The sequence below is a fragment of the Vibrio makurazakiensis genome, assembly GCF_050337375.1.
GTDB classification, from domain to species: domain Bacteria; phylum Pseudomonadota; class Gammaproteobacteria; order Enterobacterales; family Vibrionaceae; genus Vibrio; species Vibrio makurazakiensis.
The window spans coordinates 1-21271 of record NZ_JAKJSW010000037.1 but is presented as its reverse complement, the minus strand read 5'-3'; the positions used below and the strand labels follow the sequence as shown (position 1 = coordinate 21271).

21 protein-coding genes are annotated in these 21271 nt (G+C 43.9%); 18 read left to right on the top strand and 3 right to left on the bottom strand.

Going from position 1 to position 21271, the window contains the following annotated elements:
- Positions 1-6: 6 nt before the first annotated feature.
- The 14 genes from L4C33_RS06280 to dsbD are packed head-to-tail and all read left to right on the top strand — an operon-like array spanning position 7 to position 12761.
- Entirely contained in the window at positions 7-627 is a 621-nt protein-coding gene (locus L4C33_RS06280) for a CpaD family pilus assembly lipoprotein (protein ID WP_428811587.1), read from the top strand.
- Complete coding sequence (locus L4C33_RS06275; RefSeq protein ID WP_428811586.1) at positions 627-1790, top strand: CpaE/TadZ family protein; 1164 nt, start codon at positions 627-629, stop codon at positions 1788-1790. The genes L4C33_RS06280 and L4C33_RS06275 overlap by 1 nt, the downstream gene beginning before the upstream one ends.
- Entirely contained in the window at positions 1790-3133 is a 1344-nt protein-coding gene (locus tag L4C33_RS06270) for a TadA family conjugal transfer-associated ATPase (protein ID WP_428811585.1), read from the top strand. Before L4C33_RS06275 ends, L4C33_RS06270 begins: the two co-directional genes overlap by 1 nt.
- Entirely contained in the window at positions 3130-4047 is a 918-nt protein-coding gene (locus L4C33_RS06265) for a type II secretion system F family protein (RefSeq protein ID WP_428811584.1), read from the top strand. Before L4C33_RS06270 ends, L4C33_RS06265 begins: the two co-directional genes overlap by 4 nt.
- Complete coding sequence (locus L4C33_RS06260; RefSeq protein ID WP_428811583.1) at positions 4044-4895, top strand: type II secretion system F family protein; 852 nt, start codon at positions 4044-4046, stop codon at positions 4893-4895. The genes L4C33_RS06265 and L4C33_RS06260 overlap by 4 nt, the downstream gene beginning before the upstream one ends.
- A complete protein-coding gene (locus L4C33_RS06255) occupies positions 4892-5638 on the top strand; it encodes a tetratricopeptide repeat protein (protein WP_428811582.1) in 747 nt (248 codons plus the stop codon). The genes L4C33_RS06260 and L4C33_RS06255 overlap by 4 nt, the downstream gene beginning before the upstream one ends.
- Positions 5635-6081, top strand: coding sequence for a TadE family protein (locus L4C33_RS06250; protein ID WP_428811581.1), 447 nt, complete (start codon positions 5635-5637; stop codon positions 6079-6081). The genes L4C33_RS06255 and L4C33_RS06250 overlap by 4 nt, the downstream gene beginning before the upstream one ends.
- Positions 6068-6664, top strand: a complete 597-nt coding sequence (gene tadF, locus L4C33_RS06245) for a tight adherence pilus pseudopilin TadF (RefSeq protein ID WP_428811580.1) — start codon at positions 6068-6070, stop codon at positions 6662-6664. Before L4C33_RS06250 ends, tadF begins: the two co-directional genes overlap by 14 nt.
- Positions 6661-7890, top strand: coding sequence for a VWA domain-containing protein (locus L4C33_RS06240; protein WP_428811579.1), 1230 nt, complete (start codon positions 6661-6663; stop codon positions 7888-7890). The genes tadF and L4C33_RS06240 overlap by 4 nt, the downstream gene beginning before the upstream one ends.
- Positions 7891-7901: 11 nt before the next feature.
- Positions 7902-8366, top strand: coding sequence for a TlpA family protein disulfide reductase (locus L4C33_RS06235; RefSeq protein ID WP_428811578.1), 465 nt, complete (start codon positions 7902-7904; stop codon positions 8364-8366).
- Positions 8366-8842: a DUF4266 domain-containing protein gene (locus L4C33_RS06230; RefSeq protein WP_428811577.1), complete on the top strand. Its 477-nt coding sequence runs from the start codon at positions 8366-8368 to the stop codon at positions 8840-8842. The genes L4C33_RS06235 and L4C33_RS06230 overlap by 1 nt, the downstream gene beginning before the upstream one ends.
- 22 nt (positions 8843-8864) lie before the next feature.
- Positions 8865-10088, top strand: coding sequence for a DUF3570 domain-containing protein (locus L4C33_RS06225; RefSeq protein WP_428811576.1), 1224 nt, complete (start codon positions 8865-8867; stop codon positions 10086-10088).
- Positions 10078-10974 (top strand): FAD:protein FMN transferase, encoded by an 897-nt coding sequence (locus L4C33_RS06220; RefSeq protein ID WP_428811575.1) that lies wholly within the window; start codon positions 10078-10080, stop codon positions 10972-10974. Before L4C33_RS06225 ends, L4C33_RS06220 begins: the two co-directional genes overlap by 11 nt.
- Complete coding sequence (dsbD, locus tag L4C33_RS06215; protein WP_428811574.1) at positions 10971-12761, top strand: protein-disulfide reductase DsbD; 1791 nt, start codon at positions 10971-10973, stop codon at positions 12759-12761. The genes L4C33_RS06220 and dsbD overlap by 4 nt, the downstream gene beginning before the upstream one ends.
- Positions 12762-12924: 163 nt before the next feature.
- Here dsbD and L4C33_RS06210 read toward each other — a convergent pair whose 3' ends face one another.
- Positions 12925-13920, bottom strand: coding sequence for a phosphotransferase (locus L4C33_RS06210; protein ID WP_428811573.1), 996 nt, complete (start codon positions 13918-13920; stop codon positions 12925-12927).
- Positions 13921-13964: 44 nt separating this feature from the next.
- On the bottom strand, positions 13965-14249 hold the full coding sequence (locus tag L4C33_RS06205) for a GNAT family N-acetyltransferase (RefSeq protein WP_428811572.1): 285 nt from the start codon (positions 14247-14249) through the stop codon (positions 13965-13967).
- 153 nt (positions 14250-14402) lie between these two features.
- Here L4C33_RS06205 and L4C33_RS06200 point away from each other — a divergent pair, with 153 nt between their 5' ends.
- Both L4C33_RS06200 and L4C33_RS06195 read left to right on the top strand, forming a co-directional pair.
- Positions 14403-15146: a flagellar brake protein gene (locus tag L4C33_RS06200; RefSeq protein ID WP_428811571.1), complete on the top strand. Its 744-nt coding sequence runs from the start codon at positions 14403-14405 to the stop codon at positions 15144-15146.
- A 210-nt stretch (positions 15147-15356) separates the two neighbouring features.
- On the top strand, positions 15357-16115 hold the full coding sequence (locus L4C33_RS06195; protein WP_428811570.1) for a PilZ domain-containing protein: 759 nt from the start codon (positions 15357-15359) through the stop codon (positions 16113-16115).
- Positions 16116-16306: 191 nt separating this feature from the next.
- Here the strand turns inward: L4C33_RS06195 and L4C33_RS06190 are convergent, their stop codons facing one another.
- Positions 16307-18667: a Lon protease family protein gene (locus L4C33_RS06190; RefSeq protein WP_428811569.1), complete on the bottom strand. Its 2361-nt coding sequence runs from the start codon at positions 18665-18667 to the stop codon at positions 16307-16309.
- 224 nt (positions 18668-18891) lie between these two features.
- Here L4C33_RS06190 and L4C33_RS06185 point away from each other — a divergent pair, with 224 nt between their 5' ends.
- Together L4C33_RS06185 and L4C33_RS06180 are read left to right on the top strand one after the other, a co-directional pair.
- Positions 18892-19386 carry a hypothetical protein gene (locus L4C33_RS06185; RefSeq protein WP_428811568.1) on the top strand — a complete coding sequence of 165 codons (495 nt, stop codon included), beginning with the start codon at positions 18892-18894 and terminating at the stop codon, positions 19384-19386.
- Positions 19387-19398: 12 nt separating this feature from the next.
- Positions 19399-21027, top strand: a complete 1629-nt coding sequence (locus L4C33_RS06180) for an ABC transporter ATP-binding protein (protein WP_428811567.1) — start codon at positions 19399-19401, stop codon at positions 21025-21027.
- Positions 21028-21271 lie beyond the last annotated feature (244 nt).

The following is a 21271-nucleotide window of genomic DNA, read 5'->3' as shown; positions in this document are numbered from 1 at the left end:
GACATCATGAAACGAGCTACGTTATTACTCCCAATTTTATTAACGGTTGCAGGCTGTGCCCCAACCCCGATTACTCGCGAGCCTTCTGTCGATGTCGTCGCGGTAACCAATAAATTAACTTTAAACCTTTCAGGCACTTCTCTAACCACGGAAGAGAAAGCTGACATACAGCAGTTTGTTCAGCGCCGAGGCGTACTTTCTAACTTAAAGATAAAGCTAGAAAGCAACACAGCAAAAGGTAAAAAGCAGCTTAAAAAAGTCGAGATCCAGCTTTTATCAAACGGCATCTACCCATCACAAATCACTAGGGTTGATGGTAGCTCAACGCAAAGTGGTGACATTGTTATTTTAGCTGAATCTTACCGAGCGAAAGTACCTGCTTGTAACGCAGGAAAGGCGAGTAAGTCGGTGATGTCTAGCTACAAAAAGCAGAATAACTTTGGCTGCGCTAACGCGAGTGCCCTCGCTCAAATGGTCGCTAATCCAAAAGATTTGATAGTGGGTGAATCACTAGGCCACACGCAAGGTGAAAAAGCAGTATCTACAATAGATCGCTACTTAGCGCCTCCAGTGCAAAGTTCACAAGCTGAACAAACAAGCTTAAGTGCCACATTAGGAGCGAAGTAATGATGCACACTAATAATGTTGCAATATTAATTGCGGCTTCAGAACAGCTGGAGACTTTCAGCCTTACTCATACATTGAATGATCTTGGGGTGTCGAACATCACTCTAACCTCAGTGAATGAAGAAGATATTATTCGCCAATCGCTGAAAAACAACATCTCGACCATTTTCTTAGATGTCATGAATTTGGATACAACCAGTGCACAGCGACTGATTCAAAGCATCGTGACCAGAACCAACAGTAAGGTTTTTGCCATTGGTCAGTCTGAGAACATCGGGACATTTAGAGAAATGCTATCAGCAGGGGCGAGTGATTACCTCGTTAACCCTATTGAGTTTGCCATGCTAGAGCAGCTTTCTTTTGTTTCAGAAACGAGCATCGCAGATGACCGAAGTGGCAAAGTCATCTCGATTGTGAGTGCTAAAGGCGGATCTGGAAGCAGCACTATTGCTGCTACTTTGTCACAACTATTGGCAACACAAAACCAATCGGTCACAAGCGTTGACCTCGACTTTTCAATGGGCGATTTAGATCTACTATTGAATGTCGAAGGCAACACTGCACTGGTTGAGATGCTTCAATTTCCAGAAAGGCTAGAACCGGTACTGTTCGAACGAAGTGGTGTTGAAGTTTCAGAGAAACACACGTTATTTACTGGCTACCTTTCATTAGAAAGCACTCCGTTTTGGCCAGAAAAAACCGCTTTAGAGCTGTTTAATAAGTTTTGTTTACAGAACACAGACTACGTCACTCTTGATATTCCTACCTACTCATTACGTGACCAAGTTGGCCAACATGCACTAAGAAGTGCCGACGTTCGCATCATTGTCCTTGAACCGACTTTAGGGGCTATTCGCAACGCCAATCAAATATTGAAACAGCTTCAAGGTGATTCCTACTTCCACAATATCGTCGTGCTGAATCACACTAAATCTGATTCGGCTTCTATGATCTCAGCAAAAGATGTAGAGAACGCTTTAGGTGTACCGGTCGATGTCGAAATTTCCTTCGCGCCTAGCCATTTTGTCGCGAAGTCATCACTGGGGCAGCCCGTACATATTGGCCATAAAAGAGTAAAAGCAGCTTTTCAGACATTAATGAATAAAGTCACCGGACAAGCGCCGCAACGCTCTCGTCGTCAGTTTTGGAAGCGAGGCGCGTAATGTTCGGAAATAACAGAACCCTACAAGAGCCAAGCAATAGCAACCAGAACGTATTGCGCAAGGCTGATACAACGAATCCATCGATACGTGAGTACTACTACGCCATTCATGCGGAAGTAATACGTGCAATTGAACCTTCAGTGGTGGTCTCTCTTTCCAGCAAAGAATTAGAGTCGCGTATCGCGAGTGTTGTCTCTGAGATAGTAAACGCCAAACAGTTACCTCTCGGTCATCGAGAGGTCAATGACGTTGTCGAGCAGCTACTTAACGAGTTTCTTGGTTTAGGTCCTTTACAGCCACTCATCGACGATCCTGGTATCTCTGACATTATGGTGAACGGCCACCAGGAAGTGTATGTAGAACGCTCTGGTAAGCTGCAAAAAACATCGGTTCAGTTTCGAAATGAAGAACAGCTTTTGAATCTGGCTCGCCGAATTGTCAGTAAAGTAGGACGCCGAATCGATGAATCAAACCCGCTAGTTGACGCCAGACTTGAAGATGGTAGCCGAGTCAATGTAATGATCCCGCCACTCGCTTTGGATGGGACGTACATTTCTATCCGTAAGTTCAGTGAAGACAAGTTATCTCTGAGCCAACTGGAACAATTCGGCGCGATGTCGAAATCCATGGTTAAGCTTATCGACATTATTATTCGCTCAAGGCTAAACGTACTGATTGCAGGGGGAACAGGCGCAGGTAAAACAACGTTACTCAATGCTATGTCTTTCAGTATTTCGCCTCAAGAACGAATTATTACCATCGAAGATACCGCTGAATTACGCCTGCAACAGCCGCACGTAGTACGAGCAGAAACTCGCCCAGCAAATGCTGAAGGCTTAGCACCTGTCAGCCAAAGGGAGTTAGTGCGAAACGCACTCCGAATGCGTCCAGACAGAATTATTTTAGGTGAAGTTCGTGGTGACGAAGCCTTTGAAATGATGCAAGCCATGAATACGGGTCACGACGGATCTCTTTGTACTTTGCACGCCAATTCGGCAGCAGATGCATTAGTTCGAATGGAGAACATGTTGATGATGAGCCAAGCAACTCTGCCTTTGTTTGCTTTGCGCCGTCAGATCGCTGACACGATCGATGTCGTTATTCAAGTAGACCGAATGCGCGATGGGAAACGAAGAGTTGTTTCAATTACTGAAGTGCTGGGGCTAGAAGGTGATCAGTATGTGACTCAAGACTTATTTGCCTACCACTCTCACGGAGAGGACACCCAAGGTTATTTAGTTGGCACATACCAAAGTGCTAAATGTATGCCATCTTTCGCAGAAAAAGCTCGTCATCATAAATTAGAAAACCATTTGCGCAGTGCTATGGAGTTAGAAGCATGATTATCGTGGTCTTACTTTTATGCTTATTGGCTGCGGTTAGCTGGGGAGTTCGGTATCAGTCTAAGCACCGAATAGTTAGAAAGCGTCTCGCACAATTTTCTAACCATAAACTAGTGAATAGCCAAGAAACCTCTATTCGTAAGTCGAACCAATTGCGTGGTAACGCGTTACATGCGTTGTTCATTCGAGTGGACTCTTTACTGACGAAAGCCGATAAGGTAGCCATTGCTTTAATCACAATTGGGCTTCCGGTTGGCTGTTATTTTCTGTTCCCGAAAGTACCAGCTCATCTTCAAATGAGTGCGGTGCTTTCGGCGTGGGTGATCTGCGTAGCGGCACTCTCAATGTATAGAAAAAGACTACAAATTGAAGAGTTCGAGCAAGGGATCATTCATGTTCTTGGCCTGATTTCGAGAGCGGTATCTGCTGGTCTATCAATACCTCAAGCCATTGATCAAGTAGCACAAACTCAGCCCGGGTTGCTAGGTCGAGAGTTTTCTAACATTAGTGACAATTTAGCCCTTGGGTTAAGCCTTCGCCATTCCTTAGATGACGCTTGTATTCGCCTGCCCTACAGCAGTTTTCGTTACTTTTCTGTCGCGCTAATTCTTAATCAGGCAAACGGTGGTCAGCTACGTGAAATCCTCCATAGCCTAAGTCGAACCATGCACGATAACCGTGCAATGAGAAAAAAAGTAAAAAGCTTAACGTCTGAACCGAGAATGACAGCGCTGTTTCTGTCTGTGCTGCCTATTGGTTTGCTAGGAGTGATGGCTTGGATGGAGCCAACCATGGTCGATCTATTGCTTGAATCAGAATCAGGCCAAAGCGTCATGATTTATGTTGTCGGCAGTATTTCTTTAGGTGCGATTTGCCTTAACGCTATGACTCGTAACAAGAGGTTCGCATCATGATCTACCTATCATTTGCGCTTTTTGCTTTCGCCTTATTACTCGCTGTAGCCGCTAGTGCTTACTCGTTCAAACGAGACATAGTCTCCCAACGGCTAGGCCGCATCGGCAGCTTTTCACAGCCGAAGCCAAGTTGGGTACATTCTTGGAACTTTGAAGGTCAGAAATCTCGCCGCAGACAGTTAGCGTTGATCGGCTGGATCGATTCGGGCGCTGAAGTCCGCTACCTAGTGATCCGCGGGCTGCTGATGGCGATAAGTGGGTGCGCTTGGTACATCACTAAAATTGATGGCTTCTCTCCTTTCGCACTAGCTGAATGCATCGCGATTGCAATGATCGCAGGTATTGCGATCGACCGGTTATTAAGTTGGAAAGTAGACCAAATTAGAACGGAGATCAGCCGAGTTGTACCAGACGCTGTCGACCTCATGGTGGTTTGTGTTGCTTCTGGACTGACACTTGAAGCGGTATTTCGCTGTGTCGGTGAAGAAATGAAAACCATTTCTCCAGCACTATCTCGTGAATGGCTGCTGACATCGACTGAAATTGCCGTGCTCGACTCTCCTCAACAAGCGCTCATCAACTTAGACGAGCGAGTACAAATTCCTGATGTTAACAACGTGGTGACCACTATGAATCAAGCGCTACAGTTTGGTACCCCAATCGCGCAGGCGCTTAGCCTAATTGCCTCTGACAGTCGCCAATACCATTTCTTAGAATTAGAAGAATGGGTCGGTAAGATCCCGGCAAAAATGTCGTTACCTTTAGTGGTTTTAATCATGCTCCCTGTGGTTGTAATGATCGTTGCTCCTATCATGCTGAGCTTAATGCAAACGCTGGGGGGCTTATGAAAAAAGTAGCCACATTACTTTGCAGCCTGCTCCTTGTCGTCGGTTGCCAATCAAACCAAACAATGCAAAGCGAGCAACAGAAAAATTTGCAAGTTGCGGAACTAGCATTAACTAACGGTCGACCTGAAAGTGCCATGGTTTTGTATCGAGAGATGTTGAAAGAAGCACCTCAAGATCCTCAATTATTACTACTCATGGGGTCGGCTGCTAATCAGTCTGGTCGTTACGATGAAGCGCTGCACTACTTAAGACAGGGCAGCAATATTAGCCAGTCGGGTTCTATGCAGCGTGAACTTGGTCGTGCATTGCTAGCGATAGGTGAGGTACCTGAAGCCATCACCGCATTAGAGACCGCAGTTGAAATGTCACCGAATGATGATGTGGCACAGAACAGCTTAGGAGTGAGTTACTCGTTAAATCAACAATACTCTCTAGCTAGAGATGCCTATTCTTCGGCGATAAGTCTAAAACCATCAAGCAACGAATATCGCAATAATCTTGCGCTGTCTTGGATTTTGGATGGTAACCCTCAACAAGGCATTCGTATTCTCTATCCGATCTTCAAACGTGGGGAAGCCAGCGAAAAGTTACGCCTAAATCTAGCGTTGGCCTACGCCCTTTCCGGTGACAGCGAGTCAGCAAAAATGATTGYGCGTGATGATCTTTCTCAACAAGAGTTTGCGAACAACAGTGCGTACTACCAAAGCCTTGCAGAACAGGTTGAAACAGGGGCTTTACGATGATGAAGCGACAAAGTGGCAGCCAAAGCCTTGAGTTTACGATGGTACTCATCCCGTTCTTAATTCTGATCTTAGGGTTCTTCGAACTCAGCAGACTATTACTGGTAAACATCATTTTCGATTCAGCGGTGAGCGCAGGGGTGCGTGATGTTCGTTCACTAGCCGGTGGTTTACGTTCGGAGCAAACCTTCATAAAGAAGATCGGACAATTTCCAATGCTTGAAACAGACAAGCTAACAGTGTCGCCTCCCCTTTATGGGAAAACCATCAGTGATATTGCCAATTTGGCTTCTGTCTCTTACGCAGACGCTAAATTGGGTGAGTACAAGATCACTTACGAATTTTCCTTTGTGCTACTGCCTGGCCTGTCTGAGAAATTTACTGAATCTGTCGGCAATTTTACAACCTTGAGCCGTAAGGTATTGGTCAGCTATGACAATAAATAAGACCACTAACGTAGCTCAACATTCAGCGACGAAGCTCAATCAGAATGGCTCGACCGTAATCGAGTTTCCATTTGTGGTATTAGCTTTGATGGTTTTGCTATGGGGATTTGTTGCCTCATACCGTTTGTTCTACACCCAAATCCAGCTCGATACTGCGGCTTATAACTTAGTCAATGCGGTATCTACAACCATAACTGAATCGGCAGCACAAACGGGCGCCGCCCCAACTTACGTATCCAGTGATTTAGCGGCACCTTTATTGGTGCTGGCAAAGCGATACCTGCCAGACAATATCGAAACGAGAAATATCGGTATTACGCTTGAAAGTTACTTTTACCACTCTGCACAAGACAAATGGATCCATGAACAAGTCTATGCGGGAACGAGTTGCAAGGTTGAGAAACCAGTCAACCAACTAACAGAGCTCAAGGTCAAAGGGGCAAAATTCGCCTCGATTGTAGACCGAGAAGCCAAATTGTTGCAGCTGACACTCTGCCTTAACTATTCACCTGAAGATGAAATAATCCTGACTCTACCTAACACACTGTCGAGCTCCTCAGTTCTAATTGGAAAGCAGCTATGAATTCGTTGTCTACGACACCTTCTTACGCTAAACGTCAGGCTGGCTCAATGACTGTGTCACTCCTTGCGCTATTGATTCCCGCTTTGTTTATGGTCATCGCAACACTCATGATCTCAGCACAAATTATGGTTTCAAACCGAGCAGCACAGGCAGCCGATTCAGCGTCTCTGGCGTGCGCATATTCAGATCAAGCACAGCCTCGAATGCTCAGTGCGTATCAAGAGTATTACCAACCTAACTTAGCGGGTATCACTCGTTTAGCACCCGTAAACCAGAAATGTAATATCAGTATCGGTTACTCACTTTCAGCCCTTCTCCCTACCTTTACGGATGAAGATTTCTCTTCCAATGTCATGGCCTCGGGCGGAAAAATGGAAGCACGGGTGACTGAAGTTCCTACGGCTATTCCTACAGAGATGGTGCTAGTGCTTGATATTTCAGGTTCGATGTCAGGGAACCTAGATTCACTGAAATCCATTTTAACCACAGCCTTAAACACAATTGAACAGGAAAGCACACAAGCGAATGCTTCTGGAGCCGTGAGTGTATCTATTGTTCCATTCGAGTCAGGAGTGTCGGCAAATAGGCCACCATGGTTAAGTAACGAGCCTACTGGTGTGTATTGCATTGATGGCCTTGCTTACCAGAATGATACTTTTTCAGCATCGCTAACGGTCGACAATCTAGCAACACTTCATTCAGAACGTGCAGTTCGGTTTACCCCTCCACAAAAGTGGCTAACCGACTGCAGCCCAAACTCGCCACTACTGCCATTAACCAACCAACTTTCTGTTGTTAAAAAGAATATTGACGCCTTAACCGTGAGTGGCGGAACSGCCTCTTATCAAGGATTAATTTGGGGGGTTCGTCAGCTATTACCTGAGTGGCAGCATGCCTGGGGAGTCACGGCTAGCCCGTCTTTCGGTGTTCGTAAGAAGCTCGTTCTACTTACCGATGGTGATGATTCCGGCAGCACGTTTGACCAACTAGTCAATGCCGGATTTTGCAACAAAGTCATCAATCAGTTTGGTATTGAAATGAACTTCATTGGTTACGGTGTGAATGCATCTCGCTTGGACCAATTTCAGCAATGCACAAACGACCCTGACAAGGTGTTCAGCGCCAATAATAACAATCAACTCGATAAGTATTTTTCGGACATTTTATCCGTTGAATACGACACCAAGCTACAACTTGGAAAATCTAAAAACACAATAACTAACTAAAGGAGAACTGTATGTTTAAGCGAATTTTGGCTCTATTTGCCTTATGCGTTTCACTGCCGACATTTGCCTACCAAGAAGGAGACTCACTGTCAGAAGAGGTGATTAAAAAACTCAACCTTAGCGCGAATGAACTCACCATCGTCGATTTCTTTGCTGAATGGTGTGTCTCGTGCCGTGAAGAGTTGCCAGAAGTAAACCAGCTTTCAGTTGAGCTAGAGGGGACAGGGGTTTCTTTTAAAGGAGTAGATGTGGATGAAGACATTGAAGTGGGGATCGAGTTTCAAAAACAGCTCGGACTTACTTTCCCTGTAATTAATGACCCGGAACAAGACTTGATAGCTGAATTTAAACCTATTGGTATGCCTGCTTTGTATTACATCTATCAGGGCAAAGTTATCAAAATTCGTTTTGGCGCAATCAACCACATCCGTGACGTAATACTTGATGATTTATCAGATATGGGAGTGCAGCTGTAATGATAAGAGCATCACTCTTTGTCGGTTCTTTGCTCATACCGGTGCTGTCTATAGCCTCGCCTAAGGTCGATCTTAGCGGCTTAGGAAAGAAGCCTATCAAAGAACAAGTTTCAGTTTCGAAAAATGGAAATTATGAAGAAGAAGTCATTTCTTCGACCATATATAACAGCGCGGATTCTGACCTCGGAACTCGCAGGAATATAGAGCTAATCAAACCCACTTCAGAGCAGCTTTCGCTTAAAGAAAAGGCAAACACTGAACCAGAACAGGAACAGCCTTCTGCACTGGCCTTTGTTGATGAAGCTTTAGGCATTAAGCCCGTAAAGCCATGGGAAAAAGGAACTCTAGCAAAAAAGGAAATGAAACCAGGTGGGCCAGTACCTGAGTTTGATGTGTTTTCTGAAAAAGTATTTGCCTACAAGCAAGGTTCTGTAGGTGGCAGTGGCGTCGGTGGCGGCGGTTGCGGTTGTAATTAATCCAAAATATATAAGAACAAAAATGAAAAAATTGCCAATTACGCTGCTTGGTGCAGCGGCTATAGCGAATAGCGCAATAGCAGAAGATCATATCTCAGTACATTACCTTAGCTATGATGAGTACAGCGACAAAGTATCTGCCAACGATTCCATCATTTCAGTGGAGAAGAGCATCGGGCTCGATTGGACCATCAACGCAGAGCTTGGCTACGATACGGTCTCTGGCGCCTCCCCATCATGGGGGCCAACCACGCCGGTCTCCGGTGCTAATGACGCTTGGGCACGTGCTCAAAAAACCACTCAAGCACAAGGTAAAACTGACGAAGTTATTCGATCTGGCTACGATCCACACCGTAGTGGCTACGAAATCCAAAAGTACGGTTTAGAAGATACTCGAAAATCCGTAAACCTCAGTGCAACTTTCCGAGACAAAAAGCGTAATGAGTGGACGTTTGGTGGTAATGCATCGGTCGAAGAAGACTATGAAAGCCTTGGCATTAATGGTAAAGCTTTGATCTATGCAGATAGCGCAAAAAACCGCTCATACAGTTTAGGCGGTTCAATGCTATTCGATCAAACTTTGGCATTCAAAAAGTATGAAAATTACGGAAATTCGCAAGAGTGGAAAGACATCTTCACAGGCAGCATTGAAGCAGGTCTATCTCAAACATTTTCTCCAAACCTTTATGCGATATTTACTGGCTATGGGGGCTACAGAAGTGGCTATTTGAGCAACCACTACTTAACGGTGCTACGTGAAATTGATGTCAACGAAAACGGACAAATTGACAATGATGAAGTCTTCCTAGGGCAAGATTCTCGACCAGATACACGGCTTTCTGGCGGGGTAAACCTACAAGCGTTCTACTCTATTTCTGACAGTGTTGTTGTTCGACCTCGATACAAATGGTTCCAGGATGATTGGGGAGTAATGTCTCACCAACTTGGAGGGAAAATGTCGTGGCAAATCAATGAGTGGGTAACACTTGCGCCTGGCTACTTTTGGTATAACCAACAAGGCGCAGACTTTTATCGAGATCCTTATAGCTCTGACCCTTCATTCGCAGCAACAGGCTACGCCACGTCTGACCTCCGCCTTGGTGATTTTACCGCTAATTCCTACGAACTCGGTGCCAGCTTCAAGGTTGTTAAAGGGCTGAGACTGAATGCTCTTGCGGCTTACTACGAACAGAGTAACGGCTTTGAAGCGCAATGGTGGGCTGTTGGAGCAACATATGAGTTCTAACGACCCAATGATTCATCGCTTTCAAGCAATGACAGTACCTTGTGAGATCCAAATTWTTTCTGCGGATCAACCGCGTAATAAATGGTCTCACATCGCACAGGAAATTGAGCAAAATACATTAAGGTTAGAAGCCAAGTATAACTTCTACTCGCCGCGATCTTGGTTAACTCAGCACGTAAACCAACGTACAACGTCGAATGTTGAACTTGATGAAGAATCTCTCTCCATTTTTCATCAATTAGCCCATCTCAATACACTGTGCAGCGACATGTTTGATACAACGATTGGCAGTGTCAAAGCGTTACTGCAGCTTGAGCCAACATTAACTCGAGAAGCAGCGTTTCAACGCCTTAAGCCCATGATGGGTAAAAACAGCTGGCGCATTGAAGAGAATGAATTAGTAGTGAGCCACCCTGAAACACAGTTTGATTTTGGTGGGGTTATCAAAGAGTACGCCGTTGATCAGGCTGTCAATATTGCGAAAGGTTATGGCGTTAAGTCGATGCTAGTCAATTTTGGTGGCGATATATACGCATTGGGCACGAAGCCAGACGGTTCACCTTTCAATATTGCTGTTCTAAACCCGAAAAACAGCAGTGAGCCATATTTCGCAGTCCCTATAACAGATTCGGCTTTGACAACGTCTGCGCATTACGAGCGTCGGTTCCAGTTCGGAGATACAGACACATCACATATTCTGTCGGAAGCGGGAACCGAGGAGAAAATACTCTCGGTTACCGTCGTTGCTCATTCAGCGTTAATAGCAGGAGCGTTAAGCACCTCACTCACTCTGCACCCGACTTTACCGCTTCCAAAAGAAGTCGCAGCCATTTTCATTGATGACCAATTAACCATCCAGCAAGATACGGAGTTTCTCCAGAAATGAAGCACTACATCATTTCGCTGCTTTTCATCCTATGCAGCACCTTTTCATATGCCAATGAAAGTAAATTTTTGCCCGTCGAAAAAGCCTTCCCATTTACATGGGAAGTCCAAGAACAGGGTGCGATCCTAACTTTTGATACTCAGCAAGGTTACTACCTTTATAAATCTCGATTTTCCTTTAAGAGTGCTGAACCGCTGACACTATCAGCCCCTATCTACTCCCAACCAGGAGAAGAGAAACAAGACCCGAATTTTGGTCAAGTTGTCGTTTTCCACGACCCATTAACCATAACCTTACCTTACACAGGGCAAGGTAATCTGACATTGCGATTCCAAGGGTGTGCAGATGATGGTTTGTGTTATTTACCTCAAAAACAGGTCTTAGATTTACCTCTAAAAACACTGACTCAATCCGAGCCAGAAAACGACACAACGCTGGACTTTAAACAACTGAGTACCGATACATCTAGCCTATCATCCTTCTTGAGCAGTGCAGGGAAACCACAAGCACTGTTAGTGTTTTTCCTGCTTGGTTTAGGCTTATCGCTTACTCCATGTGTATTGCCAATGATCCCTATTCTTGCCAGTATTATCGGCGGGCAAAAAGAGATGTCAGGCAAAAAAGGGGCGGCACTTTCCAGCTCTTATGTACTAGGAATGGCAAGCAGTTATGCCATAACAGGGGTCTTGGTGACCACGCTTGCTAAAGGCATTAACTTGCAATCTGCAATGCAACAACCTTGGCTGCTGAGCGTATTTGCGGCAATTTTCATTTTGCTAGCGTTAGCAATGTTCGGGTTCTACGAACTACAGCTGCCCTCTTCGTTACAACAAAAGTTGAATCAAGGCTCAGACAAGCTTGGGGGAGGGAAATTAGCCAGTGTATTTATGATGGGAGCTATTTCCGCTCTTGTGGTTTCACCTTGTGTTAGCGCACCACTTGCGGGAGCCTTATTGTATGTTTCTACCACCCAAGATTGGTTGTTTGGCGGTACCACGTTATTCGTAATGGCGATAGGCATGGGAGTGCCGTTGATTGTTATTGGGGCGAGTGGCGGACGCCTACTATTGCGCAGTGGTCCGTGGATGGTATCTGTTAAGCAAGTCTTTGGTGTGTTATTGCTCTCTGTATCTGTTGTATTACTCAGCCGATTTATCGAGCCGCTTTATATTATGGGGTTATGGGCCGCACTTGCTGTCGGTTCAGGTATCCACTTTGGGGCATTAGAACCCTCTCTACCGGGTTGGCCACGAACCAGAAGGCTATTCGCGTTTGTCACCCTATTCTATGGTTTGATACTTATCATTGGCTTGCTATTAGGAAACACGGATCCGCTCAACCCGTTAAAAGCCAATCAGTTTAAAACAAGTGCGCAGCAAAACAGCCAGGCTATGTCAGGTTCAGTTTCAACGACATTCACGAAGCTGAGTTCAATATCTCAATTAGAACAACAGATACAGTTAGCTGCGAACAATGGCGATAAGCTACTGATCGACCTATACGCAGACTGGTGTGTTTCTTGTAAAGTCATAGAACAAAACGTATTTAATGATGCTCAAGTAAACCAGTCTTTGACTGATTGGAAAAAAATCAAACTGGATATCACTGAGAGTACACCAGAGCAAATGGTGTGGTTGAGTGATAAAAATGTGTTCGGCCCACCAGCCATCTTTTTCTACCAACCCGATGGGGAAGTGAGGTCTGCTCGTATCATGGGCGATATAGATAAAAATGGATTCAATGCGAAGCTAGCTCAAGCAAACAGAGCTGAATCAAATTTAAATTAACCTCTGTATCACCAAAGAAAAAACACATTTGGATGTAGATATCATCACTAAAAACTAAAAAGCCCATCACTCACTATTACTAGTGGTTGATGGGCTTTTTTTATTCAATGACTTTCAAGAACGAGGCTTAGCATCATTTTTAAACTTTCAGCATGCGCAAACTCTACAGCGGTTCAGAGCCTATGTTAGCTAGAACAGAGCGAGTCAATTGCTCGGTGTACGGGTTAATTTTCCAATGATCGGGGCTCCAACCTTTAACGAAACGATGAAAATCTGCCCACGCGACATAGAAAAGTGGCCGCCATGCCTTCTCCACATCTTCACGATCAAGATGGGGTTGATAATAATGAAGAGCAGTACCTAAGTGCTTGAAATAGGTATCAAGGATCTGTGCTTCCATCTGCTGGCAATCGTCAGGTTTTACTGCACTACTCATGAATAAGGCGACATCTTTCATCGCACAGCCAGCGCCTACATATTGAAAGTCTACCGCTGCCGCCTGTTTTCCATCGTGTGAAAAGCAAAAATTAGCCAACTTAGCATCGCCATGAACCAAAGTTTGATAAGGCGCGAGAGTTAACAACTGATCCAATTTACTCGCCTGAGCTTGCAGGTCTTTGTCCTTCATAGCTTTGAGCTCATCAGGCCGAGTATCTAGGTGCCAATAAGTCCCAGTTTCCCATAAAGCGGTAGGTTGATGACCGATATGTTTGGCGTGAAAATTGGCTAGCCAGCACAAGCAACTGTCTAAATGCTCACTATTGGCTTCATTGCGAGTGTCCGGGAAACCCTGTGAGACAAGATCTTCCATCACGATCAGCCATTCTTCATCACTTTGTTTGCATAGTAACCCTTGTGGCATAGGGCATCTTTCATCAAGAAGTTGGCTATAGTCTCGATACCAGATCGTTTCGACTTGATAAGAATGGACCTTTCTCTGATGCGACAACTGAGTGTTCCACCCTTTAGGGTGCTGAGACTTTTCTGGTAAACGTACATGCTTCACAATCACACGAGAGCGATCAGGGAAATGTAGTCTAACTAACTCCCCATAGCCTCCCCAAAGAGACTGGATAACCTCCACGCTTATTAGGGCTTCACGACCTAAACTGCTCGTAATATCTAAATAAATCGGCTTCAACAATGTTTCCTTTGTCATCACTTTTATACAACAAACATCAACTCAACGTCATAGTTAAGCGATCAATTACTCTTGCTCAAAAGGTGTGACCATTTCGTTGAGCGATTCATAAAATGCACCACATAACTACAAATAGGGACAACTTTGTAGCCTTCTTGCTCAATCACAGGAAGAACAGATTCCATCATGACTTTGCCGTAGCCCTTGCCTTGAAGTTCATCGGGAACCCGTGTCGACGTGATATGCATGGCATCATCAATGAGTTTATATTGCACTTTCGCGTAATAGCCCGCTGCTAATTCAACATTAAATTGACACTTTTCTTTATACCAAACGACTTTTTCCATGACGAACTCCACTAAACTCATACGTTTTTAGTAACAATTATTTGAACTACAAACATTGCACGAATAAAATAAAACAAAAATTATAAAAAAGAACGAGATAAAACTAATCACATTCGTCACTTTATCAACGTCAGATCATGGAGAGAATTAGTAATGAATTCGCCAGTGAAGCAGCTTACCGATCAGAGAGCTGTCATTCATCACCCTCGTAACAAAACGGTATCCACGTTAAATAGTACCGATGCTCTCTCCATCGTTGAACATGGTAGTGAACTGACTTTAAACATCACGACTCCAGTTGGCACCAAATTTTTAACGACGACTCGTTTTATTGGCACTCATAGTGACAACTGTATCGTCGTTGAAGTACCTAGTGTTTCTCGTGACGACCTAGAATTTTTCTTTCAAGAAGGTTTTAACATGACTATCCGTGCTTTGTCTCACCGAGGTGAAGGCGCGATTGTCCATTTTAAAAGCCAGCTTAAACACAAACTAACAATGCCTTTTCCTTTGTTAGTCCTCACCGTACCCAGCGCAATGCAGGTAACTCAGTTACGTAAAGAAACCCGCTACGAAGTAAATCTAGGCGGGAAAGTTCTCATAGGTAAACAGCGTACTGAGTGTGAGATCCGTGACCTATCAAAAGGGGGCTGTCGCTTTGTGACGTCACCAACCACTCGCCCTATTCAGGTCGGAGACAATATCACCATTGAACTTCTGCCTGCGAACAAAAACGGACAGAGTTTCTCACAACTGTATGGCAAAGTTTGTAACTTACAAAAGTCGACACACTATGCTCGTTATGGGATGGAGTTTGATGACCTAGGTAAATCTCACGTCAAAGAGCTACTTAGCAAGTTAAAATTTGACGGGACTAAACTGCGTTTTCGTCACTGATCGTAGAACGCCTTAGTATTCTAACGCATAACTAAGCATAATATTTATCTTACATGTTGGATGAAAACGCGATGCTCATTATCGCTGTAATGTGAATAAAATGCTGAAGCAGTTCATCGAATAATAAAAATTCACTTGCTACCTAAGCAATATCTTCTATAACTACACTATGAAACAAAACCCTTATTGAATTTCATAGTAGAGACATATATGGACAGCACTTCTCCAGCTCAAAACAACGCATCTATCCCTTTACACAACGCACAAGATGCAACGCCACCTGACATGGGAACCATTGTTTATGGGGAAGATGCTTTTGTTCATGTGTCTCCCCTCAGTGAGTTTGCTTTCAATGTAGCGACCCCTACCGGTAATACTTTACGCTGCCGTTCAAAATTCATTGGGATCCACTCAAACAACTTACTGTTGTTAGAAAAACCTGACGTGAGCCCACAAGACTTTGCACTGTTTTTCCAGCGCGGTTACCCAATCAAGGCATGCGCAATTTCTCAAAAAGGAGAAGGCGCTAGAATCTACTTCAAAAGCAAAATTGAATATGTGGTTCAGGCAGGGCCAAATTGCATTCTTTTCATTTCTTTACCCACCGCCACCCAAGTCAAACAAGGGTTACGCTCTGATGCTCGCTTAGAAATAACCCTTTCGGGGATACTGGCTCCCGACAAGCAAAAGTACTTATGTGAAGTAAGAGATATATCAGAGTCTGGATGCCAAATCGTTACCGATCGTGCGGTTAATGAATACAACGTTGGACATGGCGTCGACATAAAGATCTTAGACAACGACAAGTCAGAAGACAGCCCTATTTTAAGCGGTATAGTGAAGAACAAAAAACTCTCAAGCCAGTACTGGAAATACGGAGTGCAATTTAATGATCAAAGCCTCGATAAAGCCAAAGAGATCACAGAAAGGTTAAACTTCGATCTCTCAGAGCATCGGTTTATCTTATAAAGAAAACCATACATTTGCTTGAAAATCAGACGTCCTCTAACGCTCTAAGCAATTGGGTACGTCGTAAAGGAATGGCTCTCGCCCCACATTCTTTTTAGCCCATAAGCTCCCAATACAAAAAAACACTGCTTAATTAGCAGTGTTTTTAATATTATTTGATACCGTAACGGTATCTGGTATTTAAGGCTAAGCTACTTTCTCAACGCGTTCAGCTTCGCTTGAGCAATACCAAAAATAGTATCAATAGGGTAACTGCCTTCATCACAGGCTTCACCCGCAGGCTTACCAGTAAACAGTTCAATCGCCTCTGTCACATGGTCTATCGCCCATATATTAAACTCACCCTTTTCAACAGCTTTCACCACATCAGGTCGTAGCATGAGGTTGTGAATATTAGAGCGTGGAATAATGACACCTTGCCCATTAGAACGTCCTTTAATTTCACAGACATCAAAGAAGCCTTCTATTTTCTCGTTCACTCCGCCAATAGGTTGAGACTCACCAAACTGGTTCATAGAACCGGTAATGGCAATATCCTGTCGGTTAGGTTGCTTAGAGAAAGCAGACACTACAGCACAGAACTCAGCCATACTTGCGCTATCACCATCTACACCACCATATGATTGCTCAAAAGTGATATTGGTAGTCAAAGGGACTTTCGCTGTTTTGCCAAAGACTGAAGACAGATACGCCGACAGAATCATTACGCCTTTCGAGTGAATACTGCCACCTAAATCAACGTTACGTTCAATATCGATCACCTCACCATCACCGTAAGCGGTTGTTGCGGTAATACGGTTAGGCGCCCCGAACATATGATCGCTAGTACTTAGTACAGACAAGGCATTAACCTGACCCGTCGCAACACCATCAGTGTGGATCAATGTTGTCCCGTTAATAAAGGTTTCCATCACACTGTCTTGAAGACGACCAACACGCATTTGCTGATTGGCAAGCGCCTGTTCTACATGGCTAGAACGAATCAAGTTCGATTTTGAACTTTTGGCCACGTAGTTAGATTCACGCAACAAGTTAGCAATGTGTGCAGAGTGTAATGAAAGCTTACCCTGGTCACCGGCTTGCCGAGAGCTGTGTTCAATAATGCGACCAATCGCTTTGCGGTCACAATGAAGCATGCCACTGTCATGCACGATGCTTGAAATAAAGCGCGCGTAGTGCATTTCTGAGTCAGGAGAACGTTTCATCTCATCTTCAAAATCAGCGGTCACTCGGAACAGCTCAGCAAACTCGGCATCATAATGCTGCAGTAATTGATAAGTGCGGTAATCACCAAACAAAATGATTTTTACATCCAGTGGGATCGGCTCAGGATCAAGCGAAACCGCTCCGGTTAACGTCACTTCTTTTTCCAATGACGTTAAGCTTAATTGGCGAGAACGTAATGCACGCTTTAGTCCATCCCAAACATAAGGCTGTTCGAGTACTTTCACGGCATCCATCAACAACACGCCACCATTTGCACGATGCAAACTACCGGCTCTGATCAGAGAGAAATCTGTAAAAACCGTACCTTTAAAAGTAGCCGTTTCGGTATAACCAAACAGTGAGTGGTAGTTAGGGTTCTCTTCAACAACAATAGGGAACTCTTCTTCTTTTTGGCTTACCAGAACATTGACTTTATAGCGTCGTGGAAGCTTTTTATCTAAAGAAGCGGACGCTATTTCTGCTTGTTCTGTGCTTTCTTCAAGGAAGATGTCAGCGTTTTCAACAATGTCTTTTTGAAGGTCAGTTAGGTACGTCTTGATTTCAGCGTACTTGCTGTAGTCCTTCTTAAGTTGCTTGATAAAGTGAGTAATAACTTCTAGCGTTACTTCATCATTCAACTTTTGAATCTTTTCGGTATAAGTCTCTTCTAGTTCTGTCAATTCACGTGAAATAGTACGTAAACCCACTTCTAAACCATCAATGGTCTTATCGAACTTATCTTGCTCTTCTTCGCTAAGCGCTTCAAAGCTTTCTTCTGTATGAAGTTCTTCACCATCCATTGCAACAAATTGGTAGTCACCTTGTTGAGTGATGGTGAGGTTTACCCCTTTGTCTTTCGCTTCTTGGCTAATTGCTTCAAGAGCTTGTTGCTGACGAGTAGCCAGCTGATTTTTTAACTTATCAGCTCGGCCAAAGTACATTTCATTATCAAACGCTAAAGGCATTGCTTTCAGTAGTTTAGTCACTAGCTTTTCAATATCTTCTTTTAGACGATTACCGACACCACAAGGTAGCTTCAATACCTTTGGTGTACGAATATCCTTGAAGTTAGCCACATAACACCAATCAAAAAGTTGAGTCGGCTCATGTGGATGGCGGTTTAGGTAACGTAAAATCATGGTACGTTTACCTAGCCCATTACGCCCAATCGCGTAGATGTTATACCCTTTCTCCTTTATCGACATCGCAAATTCAACGGCTTTTTGAGCACGCTCTTGTCCGACGATTTCATCTATAGGAGCCAATTCCTTTGTCGACTTACACGGTAGCTTCTCAAGATCGGCTACTTGGTACAGCTGGTTTGTTTTAAGCTCTTGAATTGCCATAGCTGCCTCCTCGTCCTTTATTATTCTGGGTATAGTTAAGCTAAGTGTAGATGCAATTCATTTATATTTTAGTGACTTACGCCAGATCACCACCTAACCGAACAAATATCATACAATTTGTGACATTTTTATTGGTTTTAGCACGACAGTCTAAATGACATTAACTTGCATTTGATAATAAATATCATTAACATCCACCCATCTTATAAATAGGAGATGGGAAAATGGAACTTGAACGTTGTTGGATGCACTACCTAAAAGCAGAACAGCTAATGGAACAAGGTCACTGGCCAGAAGCGCAGCGCCTTTACCAAGACGTTCTTACTCATCTACCACACCATGTTCAAGAAGCCTCTTTCAATGACGACATAAAGCCTTGTCAGTTTGCGTGCTTACTTGCAGGACTGCGAGATGCCACCGTTTCTTTATCTGAAATTCTAAACCGCTTAGGTCAACAGCAACTGGCATTCAACACTCTGAATCAGTCATACGCTTTATTGCAATTCATCTCCTTAGAAAATACTGAGCTTGTTAATCGAACTCACTCGTTATTGAACAAACAAAGTGAAGACCTACTCAACCACCTAATTGCATTTTGTAGCGCGCAGCGCAGTGCCCAATGGATGATTGAATTGGAACAGCTTCAAAGAGCGCATCATCATTTTTCTCAACTGAAAGTGACACCCGACGCACCTCACTCACCGCATGTCTTAAATTGATAAGGAAGTACAATGTCAGACCAATCCATACTTAAAGTTCGTCAGTTATCCGTCAGCTTTACAACGAACGATGGGATCATAGATGCTGTAAAAAAGATTAATTTCGAGCTAAATGCCGGTGAAACATTAGCTATTGTCGGGGAATCCGGTTCAGGAAAATCGGTTTCTTCGAATGCATTAATGCGACTACTTCCTGATAACGCGATTATTTGCGACCAGTCCAGTATTGAGTTTGAAGGCGAATCCATTCTTGAAAAGACTGAACGCGAAATGCAGGCTATTCGCGGTGATCGCATCGGTATGATTTTTCAAGAACCGATGACCTCTCTAAACCCTTATTTAAGAGTTGGCATTCAAGTAGCAGAAGCGATCATGTGCCATAGAAAAGTGTCTAAGGCTCAAGCCAAATCACGAGTTTTAGAACTGTTCAATTTGGTACACCTTCCTCTTGCCGAACAAGCCTATGATAAGTACCCACATGAATTTTCCGGTGGTCAACTACAACGCATTATGATCGCAATGGCGCTAATTAATGAGCCTGATATTTTAATTGCAGACGAACCAACTACGGCACTCGACGTTACCGTTCAGGCTGAAGTTCTGGATCTGATTAAAGAAATCCAGAACAAAATGGGAATGGCGATTTTATTCATTACGCACGACTTAGGTGTCGTAAAACACTTTGCCGACCGGGTATTGGTGATGTGCAAAGGGCAATTGGTGGAAGAAGGGCATACTCAAACGTTATTTGAGTGCCCAAAACATGATTACACTCGTATGTTAATTAACTCAATTCCTAGTGGGGCAAAGCAGCCAATTCCAACATCGGCCCCTGAGTTACTTTCCGCAGAAGATATTCGAGTTAAGTTCCTAACAAAAGCACACTTCATTCCAAGCCGAAGCCAATATTTCGAAGCCGTAAAAGGTATTTCACTCACTTTAAAACAAGGTGAAACGCTCGGAATCGTTGGTGAATCAGGCTCTGGAAAATCGACCTTAGGGCGTGCACTCATTGGTTTGTTACCATCGACAGGTCGTATCGCGTACAAAGGGCAAGATATAAGTCTACTGACAGATACCGAACGTTTTGAACTCAAGAAAGATGTTCAAATGGTATTCCAAGACCCATATGGTTCTCTTTCTCCACGAATGACAGTTGGAGAAATCATCACTGAAGGCTTAACAGTACATCAGCCACATTTAACGAAGAAAGAACGCCTACAAAGAGCCCGAGTCGCTCTCGAAGAGGTTCGCTTAGAGTCAAACTCCATCAATCGCTATCCACATGAGTTTTCAGGTGGTCAAAGGCAGCGAATCGCGATTGCTCGTGCACTGATTTTGGAGCCCTCTTTTATTCTGCTTGATGAACCAACATCGGCGCTAGACCGCTCTGTGCAATTAACGGTGATTGACCTGCTGAAAGATATACAAGCAAAACACAACATTGGATTTTTGTTTATTAGCCACGACCTTTCCGTCGTCAAAGCGTTATCGGACCGAGTACTTGTCATGCAGAAAGGAGAAGTCATGGAACAAGGTACCGCCGAAGAGATTTTCAATAACCCTAAACATCAATACACAAAGAAACTGATCAACGCTTCTTTTGATTTAGATACTAACCCGAAAGAAAATGCCGCTTAAATTGAACTAATTGGAAAAGGTAGCGTCATATAAATGTACATTCTTGATTTCCCTTCCATGGAACAGCAAGAGTGGATATAGCAAGCTGGTTTGGCCGCCAAAGAAAACACCGCATTTATGCGGTGTTTTTTTGTATAAGGACAAAATACGTCTCGTATCTATCTGAAGATGAAACTAAGAATTGTGGATGATAGTTAAGAACTAAAAATAGTGAGAAATTGTTAAGTATCGAGTTCTGATGTGC